Annotated in this window: 21 protein-coding genes and 1 other annotated feature; of the genes, 4 read left to right on the top strand and 17 right to left on the bottom strand. The window is 36.1% G+C overall.

What is annotated here, in order from left to right:
• Positions 1-15: 15 nt before the first annotated feature.
• From IGJ50_RS04210 to IGJ50_RS04195, 4 genes are read right to left on the bottom strand one after another with little or no spacing between them, the layout of a single operon-like run.
• Entirely contained in the window at positions 16-1,440 is a 1,425-nt protein-coding gene (locus IGJ50_RS04210; protein WP_429949043.1) for a glycoside hydrolase family 1 protein, read from the bottom strand.
• Between the two features lie 17 nt (positions 1,441-1,457).
• Positions 1,458-1,799: a PTS lactose/cellobiose transporter subunit IIA gene (locus tag IGJ50_RS04205; protein ID WP_069641001.1), complete on the bottom strand. Its 342-nt coding sequence runs from the start codon at positions 1,797-1,799 to the stop codon at positions 1,458-1,460.
• Between the two features lie 4 nt (positions 1,800-1,803).
• Complete coding sequence (locus IGJ50_RS04200; protein ID WP_429949041.1) at positions 1,804-3,057, bottom strand: PTS sugar transporter subunit IIC; 1,254 nt, start codon at positions 3,055-3,057, stop codon at positions 1,804-1,806.
• Between the two features lie 20 nt (positions 3,058-3,077).
• Entirely contained in the window at positions 3,078-3,398 is a 321-nt protein-coding gene (locus IGJ50_RS04195; RefSeq protein ID WP_069640999.1) for a PTS sugar transporter subunit IIB, read from the bottom strand.
• A gap of 215 nt (positions 3,399-3,613) precedes the next feature.
• Here IGJ50_RS04195 and IGJ50_RS04190 point away from each other — a divergent pair, with 215 nt between their 5' ends.
• On the top strand, positions 3,614-5,512 hold the full coding sequence (locus tag IGJ50_RS04190; RefSeq protein WP_429949039.1) for a BglG family transcription antiterminator: 1,899 nt from the start codon (positions 3,614-3,616) through the stop codon (positions 5,510-5,512).
• Positions 5,513-5,617: 105 nt separating this feature from the next.
• On the opposite strand, the gene IGJ50_RS04185 is transcribed toward IGJ50_RS04190, so the two are convergent.
• From IGJ50_RS04185 to IGJ50_RS04150, 8 genes are all read right to left on the bottom strand, one after another.
• A protein-coding gene (locus IGJ50_RS04185; RefSeq protein WP_429949037.1) for an IS3 family transposase occupies positions 5,618-7,020 on the bottom strand; the annotation gives its coding sequence in 2 pieces (ribosomal slippage) (positions 5,618-6,474 and positions 6,474-7,020; 1,404 coding nt in all).
• An 84-nt stretch (positions 7,021-7,104) separates the two neighbouring features.
• Positions 7,105-7,347: a GlsB/YeaQ/YmgE family stress response membrane protein gene (locus IGJ50_RS04180; protein ID WP_010765775.1), complete on the bottom strand. Its 243-nt coding sequence runs from the start codon at positions 7,345-7,347 to the stop codon at positions 7,105-7,107.
• A 213-nt stretch (positions 7,348-7,560) separates the two neighbouring features.
• Positions 7,561-7,824: a hypothetical protein gene (locus tag IGJ50_RS04175; RefSeq protein WP_069640997.1), complete on the bottom strand. Its 264-nt coding sequence runs from the start codon at positions 7,822-7,824 to the stop codon at positions 7,561-7,563.
• A 153-nt stretch (positions 7,825-7,977) separates the two neighbouring features.
• Positions 7,978-8,343: a 50S ribosomal protein L7/L12 gene (rplL, locus tag IGJ50_RS04170; RefSeq protein WP_025872833.1), complete on the bottom strand. Its 366-nt coding sequence runs from the start codon at positions 8,341-8,343 to the stop codon at positions 7,978-7,980.
• A gap of 62 nt (positions 8,344-8,405) precedes the next feature.
• Complete coding sequence (gene rplJ, locus IGJ50_RS04165) at positions 8,406-8,906, bottom strand: 50S ribosomal protein L10 (protein ID WP_069640996.1); 501 nt, start codon at positions 8,904-8,906, stop codon at positions 8,406-8,408.
• Positions 8,907-9,033: 127 nt separating this feature from the next.
• Positions 9,034-9,161: a sequence feature (ribosomal protein L10 leader region), on the bottom strand.
• A 79-nt stretch (positions 9,162-9,240) separates the two neighbouring features.
• Positions 9,241-9,930 (bottom strand): 50S ribosomal protein L1, encoded by a 690-nt coding sequence (rplA, locus tag IGJ50_RS04160; RefSeq protein WP_069640995.1) that lies wholly within the window; start codon positions 9,928-9,930, stop codon positions 9,241-9,243.
• 111 nt (positions 9,931-10,041) lie between these two features.
• Positions 10,042-10,464, bottom strand: coding sequence for a 50S ribosomal protein L11 (gene rplK, locus IGJ50_RS04155; protein ID WP_010760576.1), 423 nt, complete (start codon positions 10,462-10,464; stop codon positions 10,042-10,044).
• A 253-nt stretch (positions 10,465-10,717) separates the two neighbouring features.
• Complete coding sequence (locus tag IGJ50_RS04150; protein WP_069640994.1) at positions 10,718-11,026, bottom strand: hypothetical protein; 309 nt, start codon at positions 11,024-11,026, stop codon at positions 10,718-10,720.
• Between the two features lie 204 nt (positions 11,027-11,230).
• Between IGJ50_RS04150 and sdaAB the strand changes: the two genes are divergently transcribed.
• Together sdaAB and sdaAA are read left to right on the top strand one after the other, a co-directional pair.
• Positions 11,231-11,899 carry an L-serine ammonia-lyase, iron-sulfur-dependent subunit beta gene (gene sdaAB / locus IGJ50_RS04145; protein ID WP_069640993.1) on the top strand — a complete coding sequence of 223 codons (669 nt, stop codon included), beginning with the start codon at positions 11,231-11,233 and terminating at the stop codon, positions 11,897-11,899.
• Between the two features lie 24 nt (positions 11,900-11,923).
• The gene (sdaAA, locus tag IGJ50_RS04140; protein ID WP_429949033.1) at positions 11,924-12,796 is read left to right on the top strand and encodes an L-serine ammonia-lyase, iron-sulfur-dependent, subunit alpha; all 873 of its coding nucleotides are present in this window, start codon (positions 11,924-11,926) and stop codon (positions 12,794-12,796) included.
• A 43-nt stretch (positions 12,797-12,839) separates the two neighbouring features.
• Here sdaAA and IGJ50_RS04135 read toward each other — a convergent pair whose 3' ends face one another.
• The 3 genes from IGJ50_RS04135 to IGJ50_RS04125 are packed head-to-tail and all read right to left on the bottom strand — an operon-like array spanning position 12,840 to position 16,414.
• Positions 12,840-13,682, bottom strand: coding sequence for a M55 family metallopeptidase (locus IGJ50_RS04135; protein WP_069640991.1), 843 nt, complete (start codon positions 13,680-13,682; stop codon positions 12,840-12,842).
• 15 nt (positions 13,683-13,697) lie between these two features.
• The gene (locus tag IGJ50_RS04130) at positions 13,698-14,783 is read right to left on the bottom strand and encodes a M20/M25/M40 family metallo-hydrolase (RefSeq protein WP_207120666.1); all 1,086 of its coding nucleotides are present in this window, start codon (positions 14,781-14,783) and stop codon (positions 13,698-13,700) included.
• A gap of 11 nt (positions 14,784-14,794) precedes the next feature.
• A complete protein-coding gene (locus tag IGJ50_RS04125; protein WP_429949031.1) occupies positions 14,795-16,414 on the bottom strand; it encodes a peptide ABC transporter substrate-binding protein in 1,620 nt (539 codons plus the stop codon).
• A gap of 87 nt (positions 16,415-16,501) precedes the next feature.
• Between IGJ50_RS04125 and IGJ50_RS04120 the strand changes: the two genes are divergently transcribed.
• Positions 16,502-17,200, top strand: a complete 699-nt coding sequence (locus IGJ50_RS04120; RefSeq protein ID WP_429949029.1) for a MurR/RpiR family transcriptional regulator — start codon at positions 16,502-16,504, stop codon at positions 17,198-17,200.
• Positions 17,201-17,452: 252 nt separating this feature from the next.
• Here IGJ50_RS04120 and IGJ50_RS04115 read toward each other — a convergent pair whose 3' ends face one another.
• Together IGJ50_RS04115 and IGJ50_RS04110 are read right to left on the bottom strand one after the other, a co-directional pair.
• Positions 17,453-17,617, bottom strand: coding sequence for a LacI family DNA-binding transcriptional regulator (locus tag IGJ50_RS04115; protein ID WP_239574115.1), 165 nt, complete (start codon positions 17,615-17,617; stop codon positions 17,453-17,455).
• Positions 17,592-18,458 (bottom strand): alpha/beta fold hydrolase, encoded by an 867-nt coding sequence (locus IGJ50_RS04110; RefSeq protein ID WP_429949027.1) that lies wholly within the window; start codon positions 18,456-18,458, stop codon positions 17,592-17,594. The genes IGJ50_RS04115 and IGJ50_RS04110 overlap by 26 nt, the downstream gene beginning before the upstream one ends.
• Positions 18,459-18,530: the final 72 nt, after the last annotated feature.

Below are 18,530 nucleotides of genomic sequence, written 5' to 3'. Positions count from 1 at the left end.
TATACAAAAAAATTGTTATAAATCTTCACCATTGCTTGCAATAACCTGCTTCATCCAATGATAACTATCTTTTAGATATCGTTTTTGACTCCCTTGACCATAATCGTCTTGATCGACATAAATAAAACCATAGCGCTTGCTCATCTCAGATGAAGAACAACTGATAATATCGATTGGTCCCCAAGCACAATAACCTCTTAGGTCCACACCATCTTTGATTGCCTCTTTCATTTGCTCAATATGAGCCTTATAATAATCAATACGATAATCATCATGCACAGTTCCATCCTCTTCCAAGCGATCATAACAACCAATCCCATTTTCCGTAATATAAATTGGGCATTGGTAGCGATCATAAAATGAATTCAATAATGTTCGTAGCCCCAACGGATCGATCGTCCAGCCCCAAGGATTTGCGGGTAATGATTTATTCCGATAGGGTTCCGTGTGCCCAGCATCACAAATTCGTGTGTAATAGTAAGAGAATGACAGATAATCAGCTGTATTTTTCAAAATTTCCTCATCGTCTCTTGCAAATTCCAACTTAATATCATGTTCTTCGAAATAACGAAATGCATAACCTGGATAATACCCTCTTAGTAATACGTCAGCAAAAAAATACTCCATCTGATTGATTTTCAGGGTTGCTAATACATCTTCAGGTTTGCACGTTGCTGCATATTCTGGACCACCGCAAAGCATCATCCCTATTCTATACTGTTCATCTACTTGATGAGCATACTCCGTTGCTAAGGCCGATGCTATCATCATATGATGAACTCCTTGATATTTTGCTTCTTGCAGATTATCCACTTTATCTTCTGCAATACCTAAATGATTGAATGATTCATGTCCGATCAAATTGATTTGGTTGATCACGATCCAATAGTTGACTTTGCCTTGATAACGGTCAAAAAGAACCTTGCAATAATGAACAAAGAAATCAACGACTTCTCTTGAATACCACCCTTTATACTTCAAAGTCAAATTTAGTGGCATCTCATAATGAGAGAGCGTGATCATCGGTTCCATGCCGTTTGCGATGATTTCATCGATCAATTTATCATAAAATAGCAATCCTGCTTCGTTTGGTTCAAGCTCATCTCCATTTGGGAAGATTCGCGACCAGTCGATGGATGTTCTAAAAAGTTTTAAGCCCATATCTCCTAATAATTTTAAATCTGCTGGATATGTTTCTTTAAAATTAATGCCCCATCTTTTTGGAAATACTCCTGTTTTACTATTTAGCGCTTCTTCAATGTAATCAGTAGAAATCTCCGCATTCGCTCTCTTTTCTAGAGGCAGATCAGCTCGGAACTCATTGATGTCCGCAATGCTTGTACCTTTCCCTTCATATTCAAATGCCCCTTCACACTGATTAGCGGCAACTGCTCCGCCCCATAAAAAATCCTTTGAAAACCCATTTGGTACTTGATACATTTACTTGCCCTCTTTTCTTATTTTTCTATATTTTTTAAACGTTCATCTAGTTGTTTGGCTATTTTAATTAAATGATTCGCAATATTTATTTCGCTATAGATCGTCATCAACGTATCTTGTGCGTGAGTGAATAGTAATGAGTGGGGCTTTGATTTTGAGTCTTCGCCCATCTCATTTTGAATGGCTTCTGTTTGAACTTTGTGTGCTTCTGTGATATTTTTCTTCGCCGCTTTCATTTCTGCTGTAGCTTTTTCAAAATCATTTTTTTCAGTTGCCGTAAGTGCATTTTTACAATTAACTCTGGCATCTCCTGCAAATAAAATAATTTTCATTGCGTTTTGTGCCAATAAATCATCCATATCATTAAGCCTCCTTCAATAGTTGGTTTTCTGCTTTTGTTTCTTGGTCATCATAGGCTTTGAAAAATGGATACCAAATAGCAGTCGACAGCGCAAAAATAATGAGCATCAAAAGAATGCCAGTAATGGTTCCTGTTGTAAACCAAGTAGCAAATGGGAACGGACAGTACCACAACTCAAACTGAACTTTTGGAATTGGAGCAAATGGAATTACCTTCGTAAAAATATAAATCACAGCAGGTAAAATAATTCCTTGCAACCACATTGGAATCATCAATAATGGATTCCAAGCAACAGCACCAAAAATCACAGGTTCATTGATATTAAAAACCGACGGCACGATACAGGCTTTACCTAAAGCACTGATTTTCTTGGAACGTGCTCGCATCATCATCAATACAAGCGGCATAGTACAACCAATCCCACCAATCCAAAGATACGCAGAATATAACGTACTACTCGTCACCAAGTTCAGCGTTTCTACAGAAGCTGTGCCATTTTGGACAAGGGCAATATTTTCAGCAATCGCTTTCAATAAGACTGGCTGAACCACTGGCGTCAAAACCCAAGTCGAAATGCCCATTGAATAGAGAAAACAAATCAAGAACATCATGCCGATAAAACCGCCTGGTGATTCCATAAAACTAGACAATGGCATAAAAATACTTAAAACAATATTGTATAAGTCCACTTTCATGATCAACACGACAACCCAGCCAAAAATAATAATCAGACCAATCGGCAGCATTGAATCAAACCAAGCTCTTACAAAGTCAGGAATAACTGATTCTTCTTTGAAGAAAGAAAATTTTCCTAATGTAACAAGAACAAAACCTGCAATCAAGCCTGCTACAATCGCAACAAACATTCCACCAGCACCTAATGCATCATGACCAAATCCGATTACTTTATCTTTTTCGATTTGAGGCGAAATAATCATCAAAAATAAGACTAATCCGCTCATTCCAGCAACGATCCTTTGCTTCCGTAATCGTTTTTTCTCCATTAAATTAAACGGAATCAAGAAAGCAACAAATAGTGAAATCTTCCCCATAGTCCAACCGAACGGTACCCAAAAACTTGGTAATGTGGGAAAATATTCATTTAAAATCGCTAACATCGAAAAAATTGAACCTAAGAAAATAAACGGCAAGGTCTGCATGATCGAGTCTTTGATACTAACGATCCAAGGGTTATTATTTACTTTATTCATTTTGGGTGAGAAGCTATTTTCCAACCAAAAGATTAGCTTATTCATCTTTTCATCTCCTTTTTTCCTTATCCTGCTTCATTGAATTCGCTTAGTAAATGGTCGATGGCAGCATCTCCATCCAGTGTTGCATAATACTCTTTTTTCATTAAAATGACCTTTACTGGAAACCCATGAATGATTTCATCAATCTCGTCAAGGATATACTCCAGATGGGGCCCTACCATTAAAGCATCGATCTCCTCAATATAATTTTCGATTTCAGATTCGCTTCTCGCTACGATACTCATGTCCAAATTTTTCGTTTTTGCGGCTTTGCGCATATTAGCGGCCATAAAACCACTACTGGCACCTGATCCACAGACTAATAGTACGTTTAATTCACTCATATTTCTTCTCCTCTCTATTAAAAAACATTATAGGCTAGTCAATCAAATCTGATTTGCCCGCCCAATTAGTACACTCTTATCTTCTATATTTTGGAGCCCTTTATCAAATACGTTTCTTTCCTCATCTTGTTAGGTTGGCGGAAAAAAATGTACTTGCTTTGTTTTTCAAAAGAACGAATAATAAAAGCTATAAAAAGTGGAGAGGAGCGGAAAATGTGTCCTTAAATAAGAAAGAAACTGGATTGATCAAGTTATTGATGCGCGAAGATAACTGGCTATCTGCAAAAGATCTAGCGAAAGCGTTATCTACATCGACCAGAACGATTCGTAATTATGTCGCTAGGATCAATCAAGATACTAAACTTGAAATAATCCAATCTTCTAGACAAGGATATAAGATCGACAGTAATACCCGCATCGAAGATTTCGTTTCCCATAATAAACAAGAACTGAATACACCAAAAGATCGCATAAATCACCTGATGAATTTATTGATTAAGCATAAAAATATTGATTATTTTGATGTCGCTGATACCTTATTTGTCAGTATTCCAACGATCGAAAAAGATATTCTTCGACTACGCAAAAAAATGACCAAGTATGAATTAAAAATCGTTAAGACTGGAAATACTCTAAGCCTAGAAGGAGAGGAAACCAATTTCAGAAAACTTACCGGTGACATGCTTCAGGATGAAACTTTACAAAACTTCCAATCTGTAGATTATATTCAAACGATCTTCCCAGATATCTCAATTGAAACCATCCAACAAATCGTCATCGATCGATTAAGTAGTCAACACCTGTATATCAATGGTTATGCGATCAATAGCTTATTGCTCCATATTGCAATTGCGATTAATCGTCTCTTGCATCATCAGCGTTCTGAATTGAACCTTGTAACCGAATTATTCTCAAAAAATCAAATTGAATACAAGCTAGCTACTCAAATCGGAAAGGATATCGATCAGTCTTTTGCCGTGGAAATGGATCTCTATGAAATCAATAATTTAACTCTCTTACTAATGACTAAAATTTCCCCATCAAATGATGCTTTTTTAAAAAATTATATGGGAAGTTCAATCTACACATTTATTTCAACTATGATGGAAACTGTTGCTGAAAAATATTTCATTACCCATATATCGAACGAATTAGTATTAAATTTAGCCCTGCATGTTTCCAATTTGATTGCTCGTGCTAAAAATGCGAAACAAGTCTACAATCCTTTATCCGATGAAATCAAACAATCCTACCCCTTTATTTATGAAGTCGCAGTTTTTATTGCCAAGCACATTCAAAAACAAATTAATATTCCGATTTCAGACGATGAAATTACATTCATTGCGTTACATATTGGTTCATATTTTGAGGAAAAATTTGAAACAGAAAATAAATTAAATTGCGTGATCTATACGCCTGAATATTATGACATGCATAAACGTTTGATTTATAAAATTGGTGATACATTCAAATCTAACTTGAATATTTCAGGAAGCTTTTATCAATTGAATAGTGAAAGTTTAGCCGAAATGGAACAAGCTGATCTTGTTTTATCCACGATTGAAATGAAAGATTTCGACCATATGATTCAGATTTCTCCATTTTTATCAGTCAAAGATATTGAAAAGATTCAAAAAATGATCCAAGTCGTTAAGCAAGAAAAATTAGTAAAAACTTTAAAGGAAAGCGTTCAAACTTATCTAACACCTGAACACTTTAAACGAAATATTTATTTGAATTCACCTAGTTTATACATTGAGCATTTAGGCAGACAGCTAGTTGAAGCAGATTATATTGATCCTCATTTTATTGAATTGATCAAAGAACGTGAAAAAATGTCAGCGACTTCCTTTAACAACTCGGTGGCTCTGCCTCATGCTATTGAAATGAGCGCGAAGAAAACAGGCATTGCTATTGTCTTAAATGATCGACCTATAAAATGGGAAAATCAAGATGTTCAGGTTATTATTATGATTGTTATGAATCAAAAAGACATGAAAAAATTTCGGCAATTATTTGATTTTATGATTGATACTTTTTCAAATCGAGCAAAATTGAATAGGCTTTTGAATGTTACACATTATGAAGGATTTATTGAGGAATTATTTACATGAAATTGTGACTTATAAGTCTAATCTAGCAAAAAAGAGCTTGGAGATTTAGTGTAGTGACCCCAAAAAGTTAGACTTTTTATAGAGTGGATTTTTCTACTCTATTTTTTATGCAGTTTTTTGATCGAACTGTCGAAACTCTACTGGACTTTTCCAGTTAAGTTTTTCTTTGATTCGATGATTATTATAATAATAAATATAGTTTTCAATTGCTCGTCTTAACTCATTTTGACTCCGATAGACTTTGCCATAATACAATTCTTGCTTTAGAATACTGAAGAAATTCTCCATAGGAGAATTATCTAAACAGGTTCCTTTCCGAGACATACTTTGAAAGATACGGTTGTCCTTTAATGTCTGTACATAGGTATTCATTTGATAAGCCCAGCCTTGATCAGAGTGGAAGGTGCGGCGATAAGGACAATCATTTGTTTGAGAAATTGCTTCTGCTAACCCTGCCATAACTGTTTTACCGTTTGGTTGAGTAGAAAGGCTGTAGCTAAGAATTTCACTGTTATACATATCCATAAACGGATCTAAATATAGTTTTTTCAGTCGAAGAATGCCCGCGTCATCTGTTTCATAGTATTTAAATTCAGTTGTATCCGTCGTGATTTTTTGATGAGAGACCGAAGTGTTGAATCTTCGATGAATCAAGTTTTTAGCTACTTTCCCAACGGTTCCCTTATATGAATTATATTTCCTAGATTTCTTGGTAAATGCTTTGACTTGTAACTGTAGCTTTTGAATTAATCGCTGTACTTTCTTTTTATTTACTTGGTATCCACGTCGTTTTAATTCTTGTGTCATTCTTCTATAGCCATAATGTTGATGTTCTTTACGAATTGCTTGAATTTCTTCTTCAATCATTTGTGTTGAAGTTGTTCTGTCGAGGCGTTTTTGCCAGTACATGTAAGTGGATTTTGGAAACCTTAGGGTTTCCAGAATATCTTTTAATCGAAAGTATCCTCGGAGGCTGTGAATGATTCGCGCGATTCGTTCATTTTTTGTTCGTCCTCTATACGCAGCCTCCTCAATTCTTTTAAATAGGCATTCTCAATTTTTAACATTCTATTTTCTTTTTCTAGTTTATCTAATTGAGATTGTTCACTTGGTAATGGTTGGATTTCATTTCGTTTCTTCTTAAACATTGTAGGTGGACGTCCTTTCTGTTTAGAGAGTCCATCTATACCAAGCTTACGATAGGTTTTAAGCCAATTCGCAATCAATGATGGATTGTTCATTTTGAGAAGATTGGCTACTTCTTGGTAGGACAACTCTGTAGTTAAATACAACTCTATCGCATCTAACTTAAATTGAACAGAGTAATTCCTACATTTCCGACTACGAAGTAGTCCTTCTTCGCCTAATTCATTATACGCATGGATCCACTTTCTTATTTGAGTGTTAGAATTAAATCCATATTTTTTTGCTAAGCAATTTATTCCTCTTTTTTCTTCAAGATGCTCTTGAACAATTTTTAATTTGAATTCTAAACGATATTTTGCCATACAAAAAGACCTCCAAAAGTTAGATTTTTGGGTCTAACTTTTGGGGGTCGGCTCATAGCTCTCCAAGCTCTTTTTTTTAAGATATTAATTTTTACCAACAAAAAATGATACTACTGCGACTAAAATTACAGCGCCGATAATTGAAGGAAATAGTGCCATTCCAGCAACTTGCGGTCCCCAACTTCCTAAAAGTGATTGACCGATCGATGAGCCGACAAGACCTGCAATAATATTGAAGATCCAACCCATTGATTTTCCTTTACTTGTGATTGCACCAGCGATTGCGCCGATAACACCACCTACGATTAAAACCCATAACCAATGCATAATGTAACCTCCTTGATTTGATGCTGAACAAGCTTATTGACTCCAACTGAAGAATAAAAAAGTGTGCGAATTTTCTATTTTTCACAAGCCGTAAGCTCGTAAAGCTAAATAGAATAAATGTAATAATGATTACTTGATTATGCTAACAGATTATTTGTTTTCATGCGAAATAAATGCTTATAAAGTCTATTTTATATTATTTAATTTTCATTTTTATCTCATTTCTTCTGTCACTAGGATAACCACATGATTTTTAGTTTGGCAATTCTCACATACATAGTGTAGGTTTATTTCCTCTCCAACTATGGTATCCTCGCAAATCAATTCAATTTCATGTTCTGAAAGCTTTAATTCACCTAAGGGAATATTGACTCTTTGCTGATTTGATTTATCAGTTCTTGTATTTAATAAGAATTTCCCTAACTCTTCTTTTCCACATTTCTTACATGTTACAGCAACGCTGATTTCTCTTTCCATTGTCATTGCTCCTTCATATCATGATCGATTACTATATATGTATAATTTTAAACGCATAGCACAAAAAATTCGATTGATATGCTTTTAAATTTTATGGCAATAAAAAAGCTAGAGTCCAAATGGATTCTAGCTTGAAATTTAATCTTAAAAAGATTATTTTACTGTTACTGAAGCGCCAACTTCTTCTAAAGCAGCTTTTAAAGCTTCTGCTTCATCTTTAGAAACGCCTTCTTTAACTGGTGCAGGAGCGCCATCAACTACTGCTTTAGCTTCTTTCAAGCCAAGGCCAGTTGCTTCACGAACTGCTTTGATAACTTTAACTTTTTGGTCTCCAGCTGCAGTTAATTCTACAGTGAATTCAGTTTGTTCTTCGCCAGCTGCTGCTGGTCCTGCTGCTGCTGCTACAGGAGCTGCTGCAGATACGTCAAATTTTTCTTCAATAGCTTTTACTAAATCGTTTAATTCTAAAATAGTTGCGCCTTCTAATTCTGCAACAATGTTTTCAATGTTCAATGCCATTATGGTTTCCTCCGTTTTAATAATTCATTATTTTTTTAGTTTAGTTTGTTACTAGGCTGCAATTATGCAACTTCGTCTTCTTTTTCTGCCACTGCTTTGACAGCGTAAGCCACTTGTCTGACTGGCGCTTGTAATACAGATAATAGCATAGAAAGTAGTCCATCGCGACTTGGAAGTTTTGCTAAAGATGTCATTTCTTCTACTGAAGATACTTTACCTTCAATAACGCCACCTTTAATTTCCAATGCTTTGGCAGTACTTGCAAATTCGTCGATGATTTTAGCAGGTGCTACTACATCGTCGTTACTGAAAGCGACTGCTGTAGGGCCTGTAAATACTTCATCTAAACCTTCTAGTCCAGCTTTTTTGGCTGCACGTGAAAGAATAGAGTTTTTGATAACTTTCATTTCAACATTTGCATCACGCAATTGTTTACGTAAGTTCGTCACTTCTTCTACAGTTAAACCACGGTAGTCAACGATGACTACAGAAGCTGCTGCTTGGAATTTAGCTGTTGCTTCTTCGACTAGGGTTTCTTTTTTAGCGATTGCTGCTTCACTCATTTATTTTCACCTCCTGATGATTGATGGTGGAGTTTGGTTTACCATATGTTAGTTAAAAGCTTCTAAAGAAACTTCGCTCACTTTGTTCGCCAAGTATTGTTTTACATCGTCTTTTTTTCAAAAAGTCGTGTAAAACAACAAAACTCCATGCCACCGTTGACATAGAGGGACGTAATTGTATGTATCAACAATTGTCCTCGGTAGGAAATTAAGACTTACGTCACCTACTGTCTTCGGTACAGTTAATTATTAACCTCAACTACCTTACCATGGGAAAGGTAGTTGAGTCAAGTAAAATTTCTAATTGTCTAGTTTCATGAACTAGCTTTGCTAATTAAAATGAAGCTTGGTCAACGTGGATTCCAGGTCCAAATGTAGTTGTTACTGAAATATTTTTGATATATTGACCTTTTGCTGCTGATGGTTTAGCTTTCAACAATACATCGTTGATTGTGTTGAAGTTTTCTAGTAATTTTTCATTATCAAATGAAACTTTACCGATTGGTACATGGATGTTTCCAGCTTTATCAACACGGTACGTTACTTTACCAGCTTTTACTTCATTAACAGCTTTTGTTACGTCCATTGTTACAGTACCAGTTTTAGGGTTGGGCATAAGGCCTTTAGGACCTAAGACACGACCTAATTTACCAACTTCAGCCATCATGTCTGGAGTTGCTACTACTACGTCAAATCCAAACCATCCACCTTGGATTTTTTGAACCATGTCAGCGTCACCTACGTAATCAGCACCAGCTGCTTCAGCTTCTTTGGCTTTATCGCCTTTAGCGAAAACTAAAACGCTTTGTGTTTTACCAGTTCCGTTTGGTAATACTACTGCACCACGGATTTGTTGGTCTGCTTTTTTAGGGTCTACATTTAGACGGTAAGCAACTTCAACAGTTGCGTCAAATTTTGCAATATTTGTATCTTTAGCCAAAGCGATCGCTTCTGCTACAGGGTAAACTTTTGTTGCTTCAACTTTTTTTAATGCATCTTGCATTTTTTTGCTTTTTTTAGCCATTTTGTTTCCTCCTTGATTGTGGTTATAACGGTCGAACCTCCCACGTAATTCATATCTTTGAATATGAAATAAACTGAGAAGCTACTTCTTTGGGTTCCTTAGAATAAAAAATTATCCTACAGTGATTCCCATGCTTCTTGCAGTTCCTTCAACCATGCGCATAGCCGCTTCAACGTCTGCTGCGTTTAGGTCTGCCATTTTAAGTTCAGCGATTTCTTTCACTTGTTCTTTAGAAACATTCGCTACTTTATTTTTGTTTGGCTCACCAGAACCTTTTTCGATTTTTGCAGCTTTTTTCAATAATACTGCAGCTGGTGGTGTTTTCGTAATAAATGTAAATGAACGGTCTTCATATACAGAAATTACTACTGGAATGATTAAACCAGCTTGATCAGCTGTACGAGCGTTGAATTCTTTAGTGAATCCCATAATGTTGATACCCGCTTGACCTAATGCTGGACCTACTGGTGGAGCTGGTGTTGCTTTACCTGCAGGAATTTGCAATTTAACTAATTTTTCTACTTTTTTTGCCACGAGACATACCTCCTTGGGTCCGTGATGTGGTTAATTGGAGATGAAGATTTCTCCTCCCACGTCATTCTTTGACGAATCAAAGAAATTCTGCATGCAAAAATGCACACTTAATTATTATACTCTCTCTCTTTTGATTTTTCAAGTATTCTATTATGAAATAGTATTTTTGTTATTCAACTCAAATAAACCTTGCAAATGAGAACAAAAAAAGCCAAAGGAATTTCTCCTTCAGCTTTTTCTATGGTTGTTACGCTTATTGGATGTGCCCACTATATTTAGCATACCACTCAGTAGCACCTGGTAATTTATGATATTCTTTTCTAGTTAAGAAGCCAGTTTTGCCACCTTTGGTATGTTGAATGATCAGCGGCGGAACTCCTGTCGTAGTCGTTTCATGAATAACATATTCTGGCTCTTTATTACCGCTCGCCCAACCTGGAATTTCAATCGATCCTTCAATATCGAAAATATTCCAGCGACTTGCTGCCTGTGCTGTTTTTGGTACTGCGAAAAGACTGACTAGCGTTGCACTTACAAATAGCGATCCAATTATTTTTTTCATTTAAACATCTCCTTCTTATATCAATATTATTTATTCTAACATATTGTAATTTAAAAGGCAATTAACGTTAGCTTTTTATTTTTCGATTCGTCAACTCTAAAAAAATGTTCGCTTACTTTCTCTCTTCAACTTTTCTGTAGTTTCTTATAGGCAATTGTGATAGACTTTTGTTAGTTTCAAATAAGAAAATAGGTGAAATAGATAATGGAAAGTTTACGTTATAAAAGTGTTTTTGACATCATCGGTCCAGTTATGATCGGACCAAGCAGTTCTCATACGGCTGGCGCTGCTCGCATCGGAAAAATCGTCCGGAGTATTTTTGGGGAGCAGCCTGACACGGTTGACATTTATTTATATGAGTCCTTTGCAAAAACGTATCGTGGTCATGGGACAGATATTGCCTTAGTTGGCGGTTTACTGGATATGGAACCTGATGATGAGCGTTTGGCTGATTCTTTGAAAATTGCGCATGAACAACATATGGAAGTTCTCTTTGTTCCCTTAAAAGAAAAAGCGGAGCATCCAAATTTAGTTAAGCTGCTTGTTTCTAAAGGTGAGCGTAAGCTTTCTGTCACGGGGATTTCTATTGGCGGCGGTAATATTCAAATTTCTGAGCTGAATGGTTTTAAAATTTCTCTGACAATGGGTACGCCAACATTCATTATCGTTCATCAAGATGTACCTGGTATGATCGCTAAAGTCACAAATTTATTATCTGACACAAACATCAATATTGGAACCATGACAGTCACTCGGGAATCTAAAGGAGAAAAAGCAATCATGATCATTGAGATCGATCATGCTGATATTGGTGATATTACAATGAAATTGGTGCAGATTCCCCATATTTATAGTGTAAATTATTTTGATTAATCTACTTAAAGGAGCAAACTTGTTATGTTTCTATCCATAGAAGAATTAGTAAAACAAGCCGCAGATTTTCCTTCAGTTGCTGAATTAATGATTGCAACAGAAATTGAAAACCATGGGCATAGTCGAGAGCGAATCCTCGAAACAATGGAACGAAACCTTGCTGTGATGAAACAATCCATCGAAGAAGGTGTGAACGGTGTGACTTCAGTTACTGGAATTACAGGTGGTGACGCCACTCGTATGAATCACTATATTCAAGCGGGTAATTTTTTGAGCGGTGAAACGATTCTGACGGCTGTTAGAAATGCTGTCGCTGTCAATGAAGTCAACGCAAATATGGGATTGATTTGTGCCACACCAACAGCAGGCAGTGCTGGAGTGGTTCCAGGTGTTTTAATGGCAGCTATCGAAAAACTACAGTTAACCCATGAACAACAACTTGATTTCCTATTTAGTGCTGGTGCTTTTGGTTTAGTGATCGCTAATAATTCTTCAATCAGTGGTGCTGAGGGCGGTTGTCAAGCAGAAGTCGGCTCGGCTAGTGCGATGGCCAGTGCTGCTTTAGTTTGTGCAGCAGGTGGTTCAGCAGATCAAGCCGCTCAAGCTATTGCGATTACGTTGAAAAATATGATGGGGTTGATTTGTGATCCTGTTGCCGGACTTGTGGAAGTTCCTTGTGTGAAACGTAATGCCTTGGGCTCTTCCCAAGCATTCATTTCTGCTGATATGGCCTTAGCTGGAATTCGCAGCGTGATTCCACCAGATGAAGTGGTAGCCGCAATGTACCAGGTTGGTCGTCAAATGCCACAGATTTTCAAAGAAACGGCAGAAGGCGGTTTGGCCGTATCACCAACTGCTAAAAGACTAGCTAAAGAGTTAGCCAGTCAGCAAAATTAAAAAAATGCACCCGTCTAGCTCAACAGTCAGACAGGTGTATTTTTTAATATGTTGTTCCTCCTAATCCTACAATCCCAACGATACCATTCATTATATCTTTCATTGATTCACCAGAAAATTCAACTACTCTGCCATCAATACGCTTCACAGTTGGGAGCATTTCGATTCTATCTGCCTGAGCCGTAGTAACACATTGTAACTGAACAACAGCTGGTGTAGCGATTTTATATTTTTTTAATTGATCAAAATCACTATTCATAACAGTTATTGTTTCTTGGATAATCTCCGCTTTAACTTTTTTTATGGGATAATTTTTGATTGCATAACGACCTAGTGATTGTTTAGTCGTAACATATGAAACCCAGGGCAACATCCCTTCATCATGAAGTTGTTCTTTTAAGCCAGACTCTCCAATAATCAAGCCTACTGGAACACCACGTTCGCTTGCATAAGCTGCATTGATTGTCGTTTCATTCATATATTGACCATTAATTTTCAAATCATACGCAACACTTGCACTGTACCCATGATCCATATTTCCATGCAACTTTCCAATTCCCGCATGATAGCCTAAAAACATAACTAAATCATAACTTTCATCTAAACCGCTCATCATATAGTCTTCACGAGGAAATCCACTGATCAAAGAAATCCGATCGTCAATTTCAGCAAGTCGACTAAAAGAAAGGTTAACACCACGACTATGAGAATCGGAAATAGTAATTTCTTCAATTTCAGACTGCCGTTCACTTTTTTGAATCCCTTCAATCAACCAAGCAACATGGTTATGATATAATTCTCTAAAAAGCAGTGTGTCTTCTTTTTCCATATCAAAAGTAGCAATGCCTGCCAATCCTTCAATATCACATGAAATATAAATTTTCATTTTATTCCTCCTCATTTATAACGGATGAGTCAATGCTTCTATTTTTTGCCAGTCCAATGATTTTATAATTTCCACCACTAAATCCTTTGCATGTTGATAATCTTGATAATCAACATAGCCATGATGTGTGTGAGCATATCGAACTGGAATTCCAACGATGATAGTCGGAGCTCCTTTTACTTGGTTTATCACAGCACCATTCGTTCCACCACCGCTTCTAACAGAAACTTGAACGGGTATATTGTGCTCCTTGGCGATTTCTAGCGCATATTGTTGAAATTCAGGACTTGTAATCATTGATACATCAAAATACCTAAGCATTGGTCCTTTTCCTAAAGCTGTTTGGATTAAGTAATTTGGTGCAGCAGTATCATCCGCTGGACATCCCTCAAATACAATTGCTAAATCGGGATTCACTTGTTTGGCTGCGACAAGCGCTCCTCTCAGACCAACTTCTTCTTGTGAGGTCAATGTCGCAACTAGGTCAACTTCAAGTTTTTCTTTATTTAGTTCATCTAAAACATCCACCATGCAAGCACAACCAATGCGGCAGTCAAAAGCTTTTCCTAAGAATTTATTCGTTTTTTCATCATATTCACAAGTTACAGCTGGTACAACTGGTGCTCCTATATCAATTTTGTAAATTTCATTAATTTCAGCTTCTGAAATAGCACCCACATCAATGAATAAATCTTCTACTTTCAAAGTTTTATTGCGTTCTGCTTCTGACATAAAATGTGGTGGCTTACTTGTAACAGTCCCTGTAATGTATTCACCAAAACGATTTCTCACTCTAACTTTTTGAGCAGCAATATTACTTGGAATCCAACCGCCTAATGGTAAAAATTTTAGTAATCCATTTGTTTGGACTGCTTGTATTATAAATCCAACTTCGTCACTATGGGCATCAAATTGAACTAGGTGTCTTTCACCAGTATTATTCTGACTTTCTATATAAAGATTTTTCATGCCATCAGTTTTTTGAGAGCCAAGCTCTTTGGTGGCTTTTTGAACAATCTTGACAACTTCATTTTCAAAGCCAGATACTCCATTTGCGTCTGAAAGTTGGGTAATTAATTTTACGGCTTGATCTTTTTTCACTTATTTCCCACCTACTCTTCAATGTAAACATTTTTATAATAAACAGAACCTAGAGGTCCAAACGGTAACTCTTTCACTCGATCATTGATCAAATATGCTTCTGATAATTGATACAAAGAAACCAATGGCACTTCTTCTGCAATCAATTGGTCTGCTTTTTTCATTACATCCCATCGTTTTTCATAATCATTTGCATAAGTTTTGTTCGCCTCGCTTAATAACTGATCATACTCTGTACTTGACCATTTCCCAAAATTGTTAGAATTTTCAGTTTGTAATAAACTTAAAAAATCAATGGGATCAGCATAAACAGGTGTCCAACCACCAAGTACAATATCAAAATCTCCGCTACGACTCTTTTCTAAACGATTATTGAATGGCACTGCTGAAACATTAACAGTCAATCCATCAAGCGTTTTATCCAGAGAACCTTGAATGTATTCACTAATTTTTTTAGCGTTTTCTGAATCAGAGCACAAAATCGTTACCTCAGTTTTTTCAATTCCTAACTCTTTCTTTGCCGATGCCCACAGTTCTTTTGCTTTCGCTTCGTCTGTAGGATTAATATCTCCGACCTCTTCTGCAAAATCTTTTTCAGATGCTTGATTGATAAAGCCCGTTGGAACAAATCCTAATGCTTTTTTTGATCCGTCATTTAATACATTTTCTGCTAGTTTTTTTGAATCTAATGACAAGGCAATAGCTTTTCTTGCGTTTAAATTAGCAAAAATATCTTTTTTTGTGTTTAATTGGATATAATAAGTTCCTGGTACTTCTCTTATTTTAAGAGCCTCATTGCCTTTTTCTTGCGCAACGATTTCTCCAGTGATTTTTACTTCGTCCAGTTGGCCGTCATCAAATAGGTTTTTGGCCGTCGTGATTTCTTTGATAACTTGAGCTTCAACTTTGTCAAGTTTGACTGCGTCTTTATCCCAATACTCTTTGTTTTTGACATATGACCATGTATTATTAGTGCCATCCCAACCTTCCATTGTAAAGGGGCCATTATACAAGGTATCTTCTGCAGTTGTCCCATACTCTTTGCCCGTTTTCTCTACAAACTTTTCATTTAATGGAAAAAAGGCAGGAACCGCTAATAATTGTTGGAAATAACTCATCGGATATTCTAAATTAACTTCTAACGTTAGATCATCAACAGCTTTGACCCCAAGTTCGCTTTTATTTTTTTCCCCATTGGCAATTGCTTTATAATTCTTGATTCCTTCGAAATAATAGGCTTGTGGTGACGCTGTTTCAGGATCCACGGTTCTTTTCCATGAGTATTCAAAATCTTTCGCTTTGATTGGATCCCCGTTGCTCCATTTTGCATTATCTCGTATGGTAAAGGTATAGGTTAAACCGTCTTTAGATGGCTCTACTTTATCCGTTGCTAATGCTGGAACTGCTTCTCCCTTTTCGTCAAAAGAAAACAAGCCTTCTCCAACTTGACTCATCACACTGCAAGCGGTATTATCCATTGTCAATGAAACATCCGCTGTTGATAATTCTGAATCGATACCCACTCGAAGCACTTGTTCTTCTTTTGTTGCCGCATCTTTTCCACCTGAACATCCCGCTAAAGTTAAAAGTACCGCACTTACTAATAAAATCTTACTTTTTCTGATTTTCATTTTAAAACACCTCATTTTTTTGATTTATCAACACAAAACACTTTTTTCTGCTAAAATTATTTATATTCTTATTAAGGGGGTTACACCATGAATTTACATTACCTGAAAGAAATGTACAATTTAACCAAAACAGAACTTCAAATTCTTGTATACTTAGATGAACAATGCGGAAATACACGTGATCTCAGTATTCGTAAAGTAGCTAAAGATTGTTTTACCTCCCCTACCTCTATTGTTCGTTTAGCTAAAAAATTAAATTTATCTGGATACAACGAACTAGTATATAAAATTAAAGAATCGCATTTACCAACTCCTATCGTAAATGAAATACTGCCTTCTACAACTGAAATCGATCAATTTTGCATGCTAATTGAAAAAAATCGTAAAAACTTAGTAGTCGTTCTCGGTGAAGGATTTTCTTCTCACATTTCTAGTTATATTAGTGAGGTTTTGAATTTCCACTCGATTCCTAACATTACTACCTCTCACACTCAATTAATAAATAATCAGAATAATCAAAACATTCTTTTTATAGTTGTTTCTCATTCCGGTGAAGAAGAGTCATTAAGAAAAACAGTAGAACTAGCTAGAAAAAAAAATAACACGATTATTGCTTTTTTAGGTAACAAAAACACGGCTATCGCTGTTGCTGCTGACTTAATATTTTCTACTGATTCATATAGTCCCTTTTCAATAAATATTGCTCAGCCACAACTGTTTTTCGGAAGAACCCTGGTAATATTTGAGTCATTGATATCCGCATGTATCAACTCAAAAAGAAATTAAATAATTTAAGTCATTATATCTGATAAAAAAGGAATGTCTAGCCTAAAAATATCAAATGGTACGTATTCCTCTTTTTAAGGAACACGTACCATTTTACTTTTTATTTTTTTAGTATTTAAAAACAGCTCTTTCTATCAGTCTATGTTTCTATTTTCAAGATTAGGAACAACAACCCCTATGGTTTGTGAAGCATTTTTAGCAAGACGTTGGCCGCTATATTTGTGATATAGTTAAATTCTTTTGCGATTGCTTTTATTTTCTGCTTCTTTTTTCCGGAATTCTAGATGGTTTATCATTTAATACCAAAGAAACCGCAGCTTCAGATACATTAGCCATTTTCGTAATGTCTTTCATTCTGACTTTCATCGTTCCATCCACTTGACTTAATCCTTTATTGCCATAAAAAATCTGCAACAAGTTGATCTACTTCCGTATTTTCATGTAATTTACTATGCTGGGCAGCTTTTCCGTAGAATATTTTTTCTTGTACCTCATTCCCATGTGTTTGAAATAGCGCGACAACACTTACTGCATCCGCAACAGGAACTGCTTCATCACTTAAACTGCCATCTTCTACATCTCCTGCAACAATCATGACTTTCATCCCTTTGGACACTTTGTCGATTCCATTGACATAATCTGAATAGCGCTCACTTTGAATTGCAGGACCATTTTGTAAAACATCGTCAAGCGTCTCTCCATTAGATAATTCTACGAAATCATTGAATGGTGCCGCTATGCCTACAAATTTGTTGATTTTCGGTAAATTGTTATCCTCCCCAAATGTTGTCAAATAACGTAAAGTGCTAGCGCCACCCATAGAATGTCCTACCAAGTTGACTTGGGTGATTCCATAATTGCTCCCAACGAATTCCAGACAATTCTTGATCCACTCTGCTTGATTCCATTCATTATTTTTATTATCTTCAAAAAGCACTTGAACACTAGGATTATTTTCTTTGCCAGTAAGTTCGCCTTTAGCTTGGACTTTTCCAGCCACACTAACAGTCAAAATTAACTCTTTTTTGGTACGGTGGTTTCCTTCCAATCGTTTGATCATACGACCAAAGGAATTATTTCCACCACCATAGCCATGGATAAATAGTGTCGGAACAGATGTCTTTTGTACATTCTCGCTAGTGTCTGTTTGTTTACCGATCTGCTGCTTTTCATTATCCGCTCCTTTTTTATTCGCGCAACCAGCAAAAAATAACACGATACAGACTATTAGAATGACGTAATCCTTCTTATTTTTCATTTTATCACCTTTTCAATTATCGCTATAGTAAGAAGAGAGCAGGACAAAACTATGATTAGTTTTGTTCCACTC

Origin of the sequence: Enterococcus sp. AZ101 (assembly GCF_050499005.1) — a bacterium.
In the GTDB taxonomy this organism is placed as follows: Bacteria; Bacillota; Bacilli; order Lactobacillales; family Enterococcaceae; genus Enterococcus_L; species Enterococcus_L ureilyticus.
Note: the sequence above shows the minus strand (reverse complement) of the source record. Positions and strands in the feature narration are given on the sequence as shown.

Excerpts from the sequence above, each read along its gene's own strand:
- IGJ50_RS04150 (WP_069640994.1), bottom strand. The coding sequence starts at position 11,026 with ATGAAAAAAATAATTGGATCGCTATTTGTAAGTGCAACGCTAGTCAGT.
- sdaAB (WP_069640993.1), top strand. The coding sequence starts at position 11,231 with ATGGAAAGTTTACGTTATAAAAGTGTTTTTGACATCATCGGTCCAGTT.
- IGJ50_RS04120 (WP_429949029.1), top strand. The coding sequence starts at position 16,502 with ATGAATTTACATTACCTGAAAGAAATGTACAATTTAACCAAAACAGAA.
- IGJ50_RS04135 (WP_069640991.1), bottom strand. The coding sequence starts at position 13,682 with ATGAAAATTTATATTTCATGTGATATTGAAGGATTGGCAGGCATTGCT.
- IGJ50_RS04110 (WP_429949027.1), bottom strand. The coding sequence starts at position 18,458 with ATGAAAAATAAGAAGGATTACGTCATTCTAATAGTCTGTATCGTGTTA.
- sdaAA (WP_429949033.1), top strand. The coding sequence starts at position 11,924 with ATGTTTCTATCCATAGAAGAATTAGTAAAACAAGCCGCAGATTTTCCT.
- rplJ (WP_069640996.1), bottom strand. The coding sequence starts at position 8,906 with ATGAGTGAAGCAGCAATCGCTAAAAAAGAAACCCTAGTCGAAGAAGCA.
- IGJ50_RS04205 (WP_069641001.1), bottom strand. The coding sequence starts at position 1,799 with ATGGATGATTTATTGGCACAAAACGCAATGAAAATTATTTTATTTGCA.
- IGJ50_RS04175 (WP_069640997.1), bottom strand. The coding sequence starts at position 7,824 with ATGGAAAGAGAAATCAGCGTTGCTGTAACATGTAAGAAATGTGGAAAA.
- IGJ50_RS04125 (WP_429949031.1), bottom strand. The coding sequence starts at position 16,414 with ATGAAAATCAGAAAAAGTAAGATTTTATTAGTAAGTGCGGTACTTTTA.
- IGJ50_RS04180 (WP_010765775.1), bottom strand. The coding sequence starts at position 7,347 with ATGCATTGGTTATGGGTTTTAATCGTAGGTGGTGTTATCGGCGCAATC.
- IGJ50_RS04195 (WP_069640999.1), bottom strand. The coding sequence starts at position 3,398 with ATGAGTGAATTAAACGTACTATTAGTCTGTGGATCAGGTGCCAGTAGT.
- rplL (WP_025872833.1), bottom strand. The coding sequence starts at position 8,343 with ATGGCATTGAACATTGAAAACATTGTTGCAGAATTAGAAGGCGCAACT.
- rplA (WP_069640995.1), bottom strand. The coding sequence starts at position 9,930 with ATGGCTAAAAAAAGCAAAAAAATGCAAGATGCATTAAAAAAAGTTGAA.
- IGJ50_RS04200 (WP_429949041.1), bottom strand. The coding sequence starts at position 3,057 with ATGAATAAGCTAATCTTTTGGTTGGAAAATAGCTTCTCACCCAAAATG.
- IGJ50_RS04210 (WP_429949043.1), bottom strand. The coding sequence starts at position 1,440 with ATGTATCAAGTACCAAATGGGTTTTCAAAGGATTTTTTATGGGGCGGA.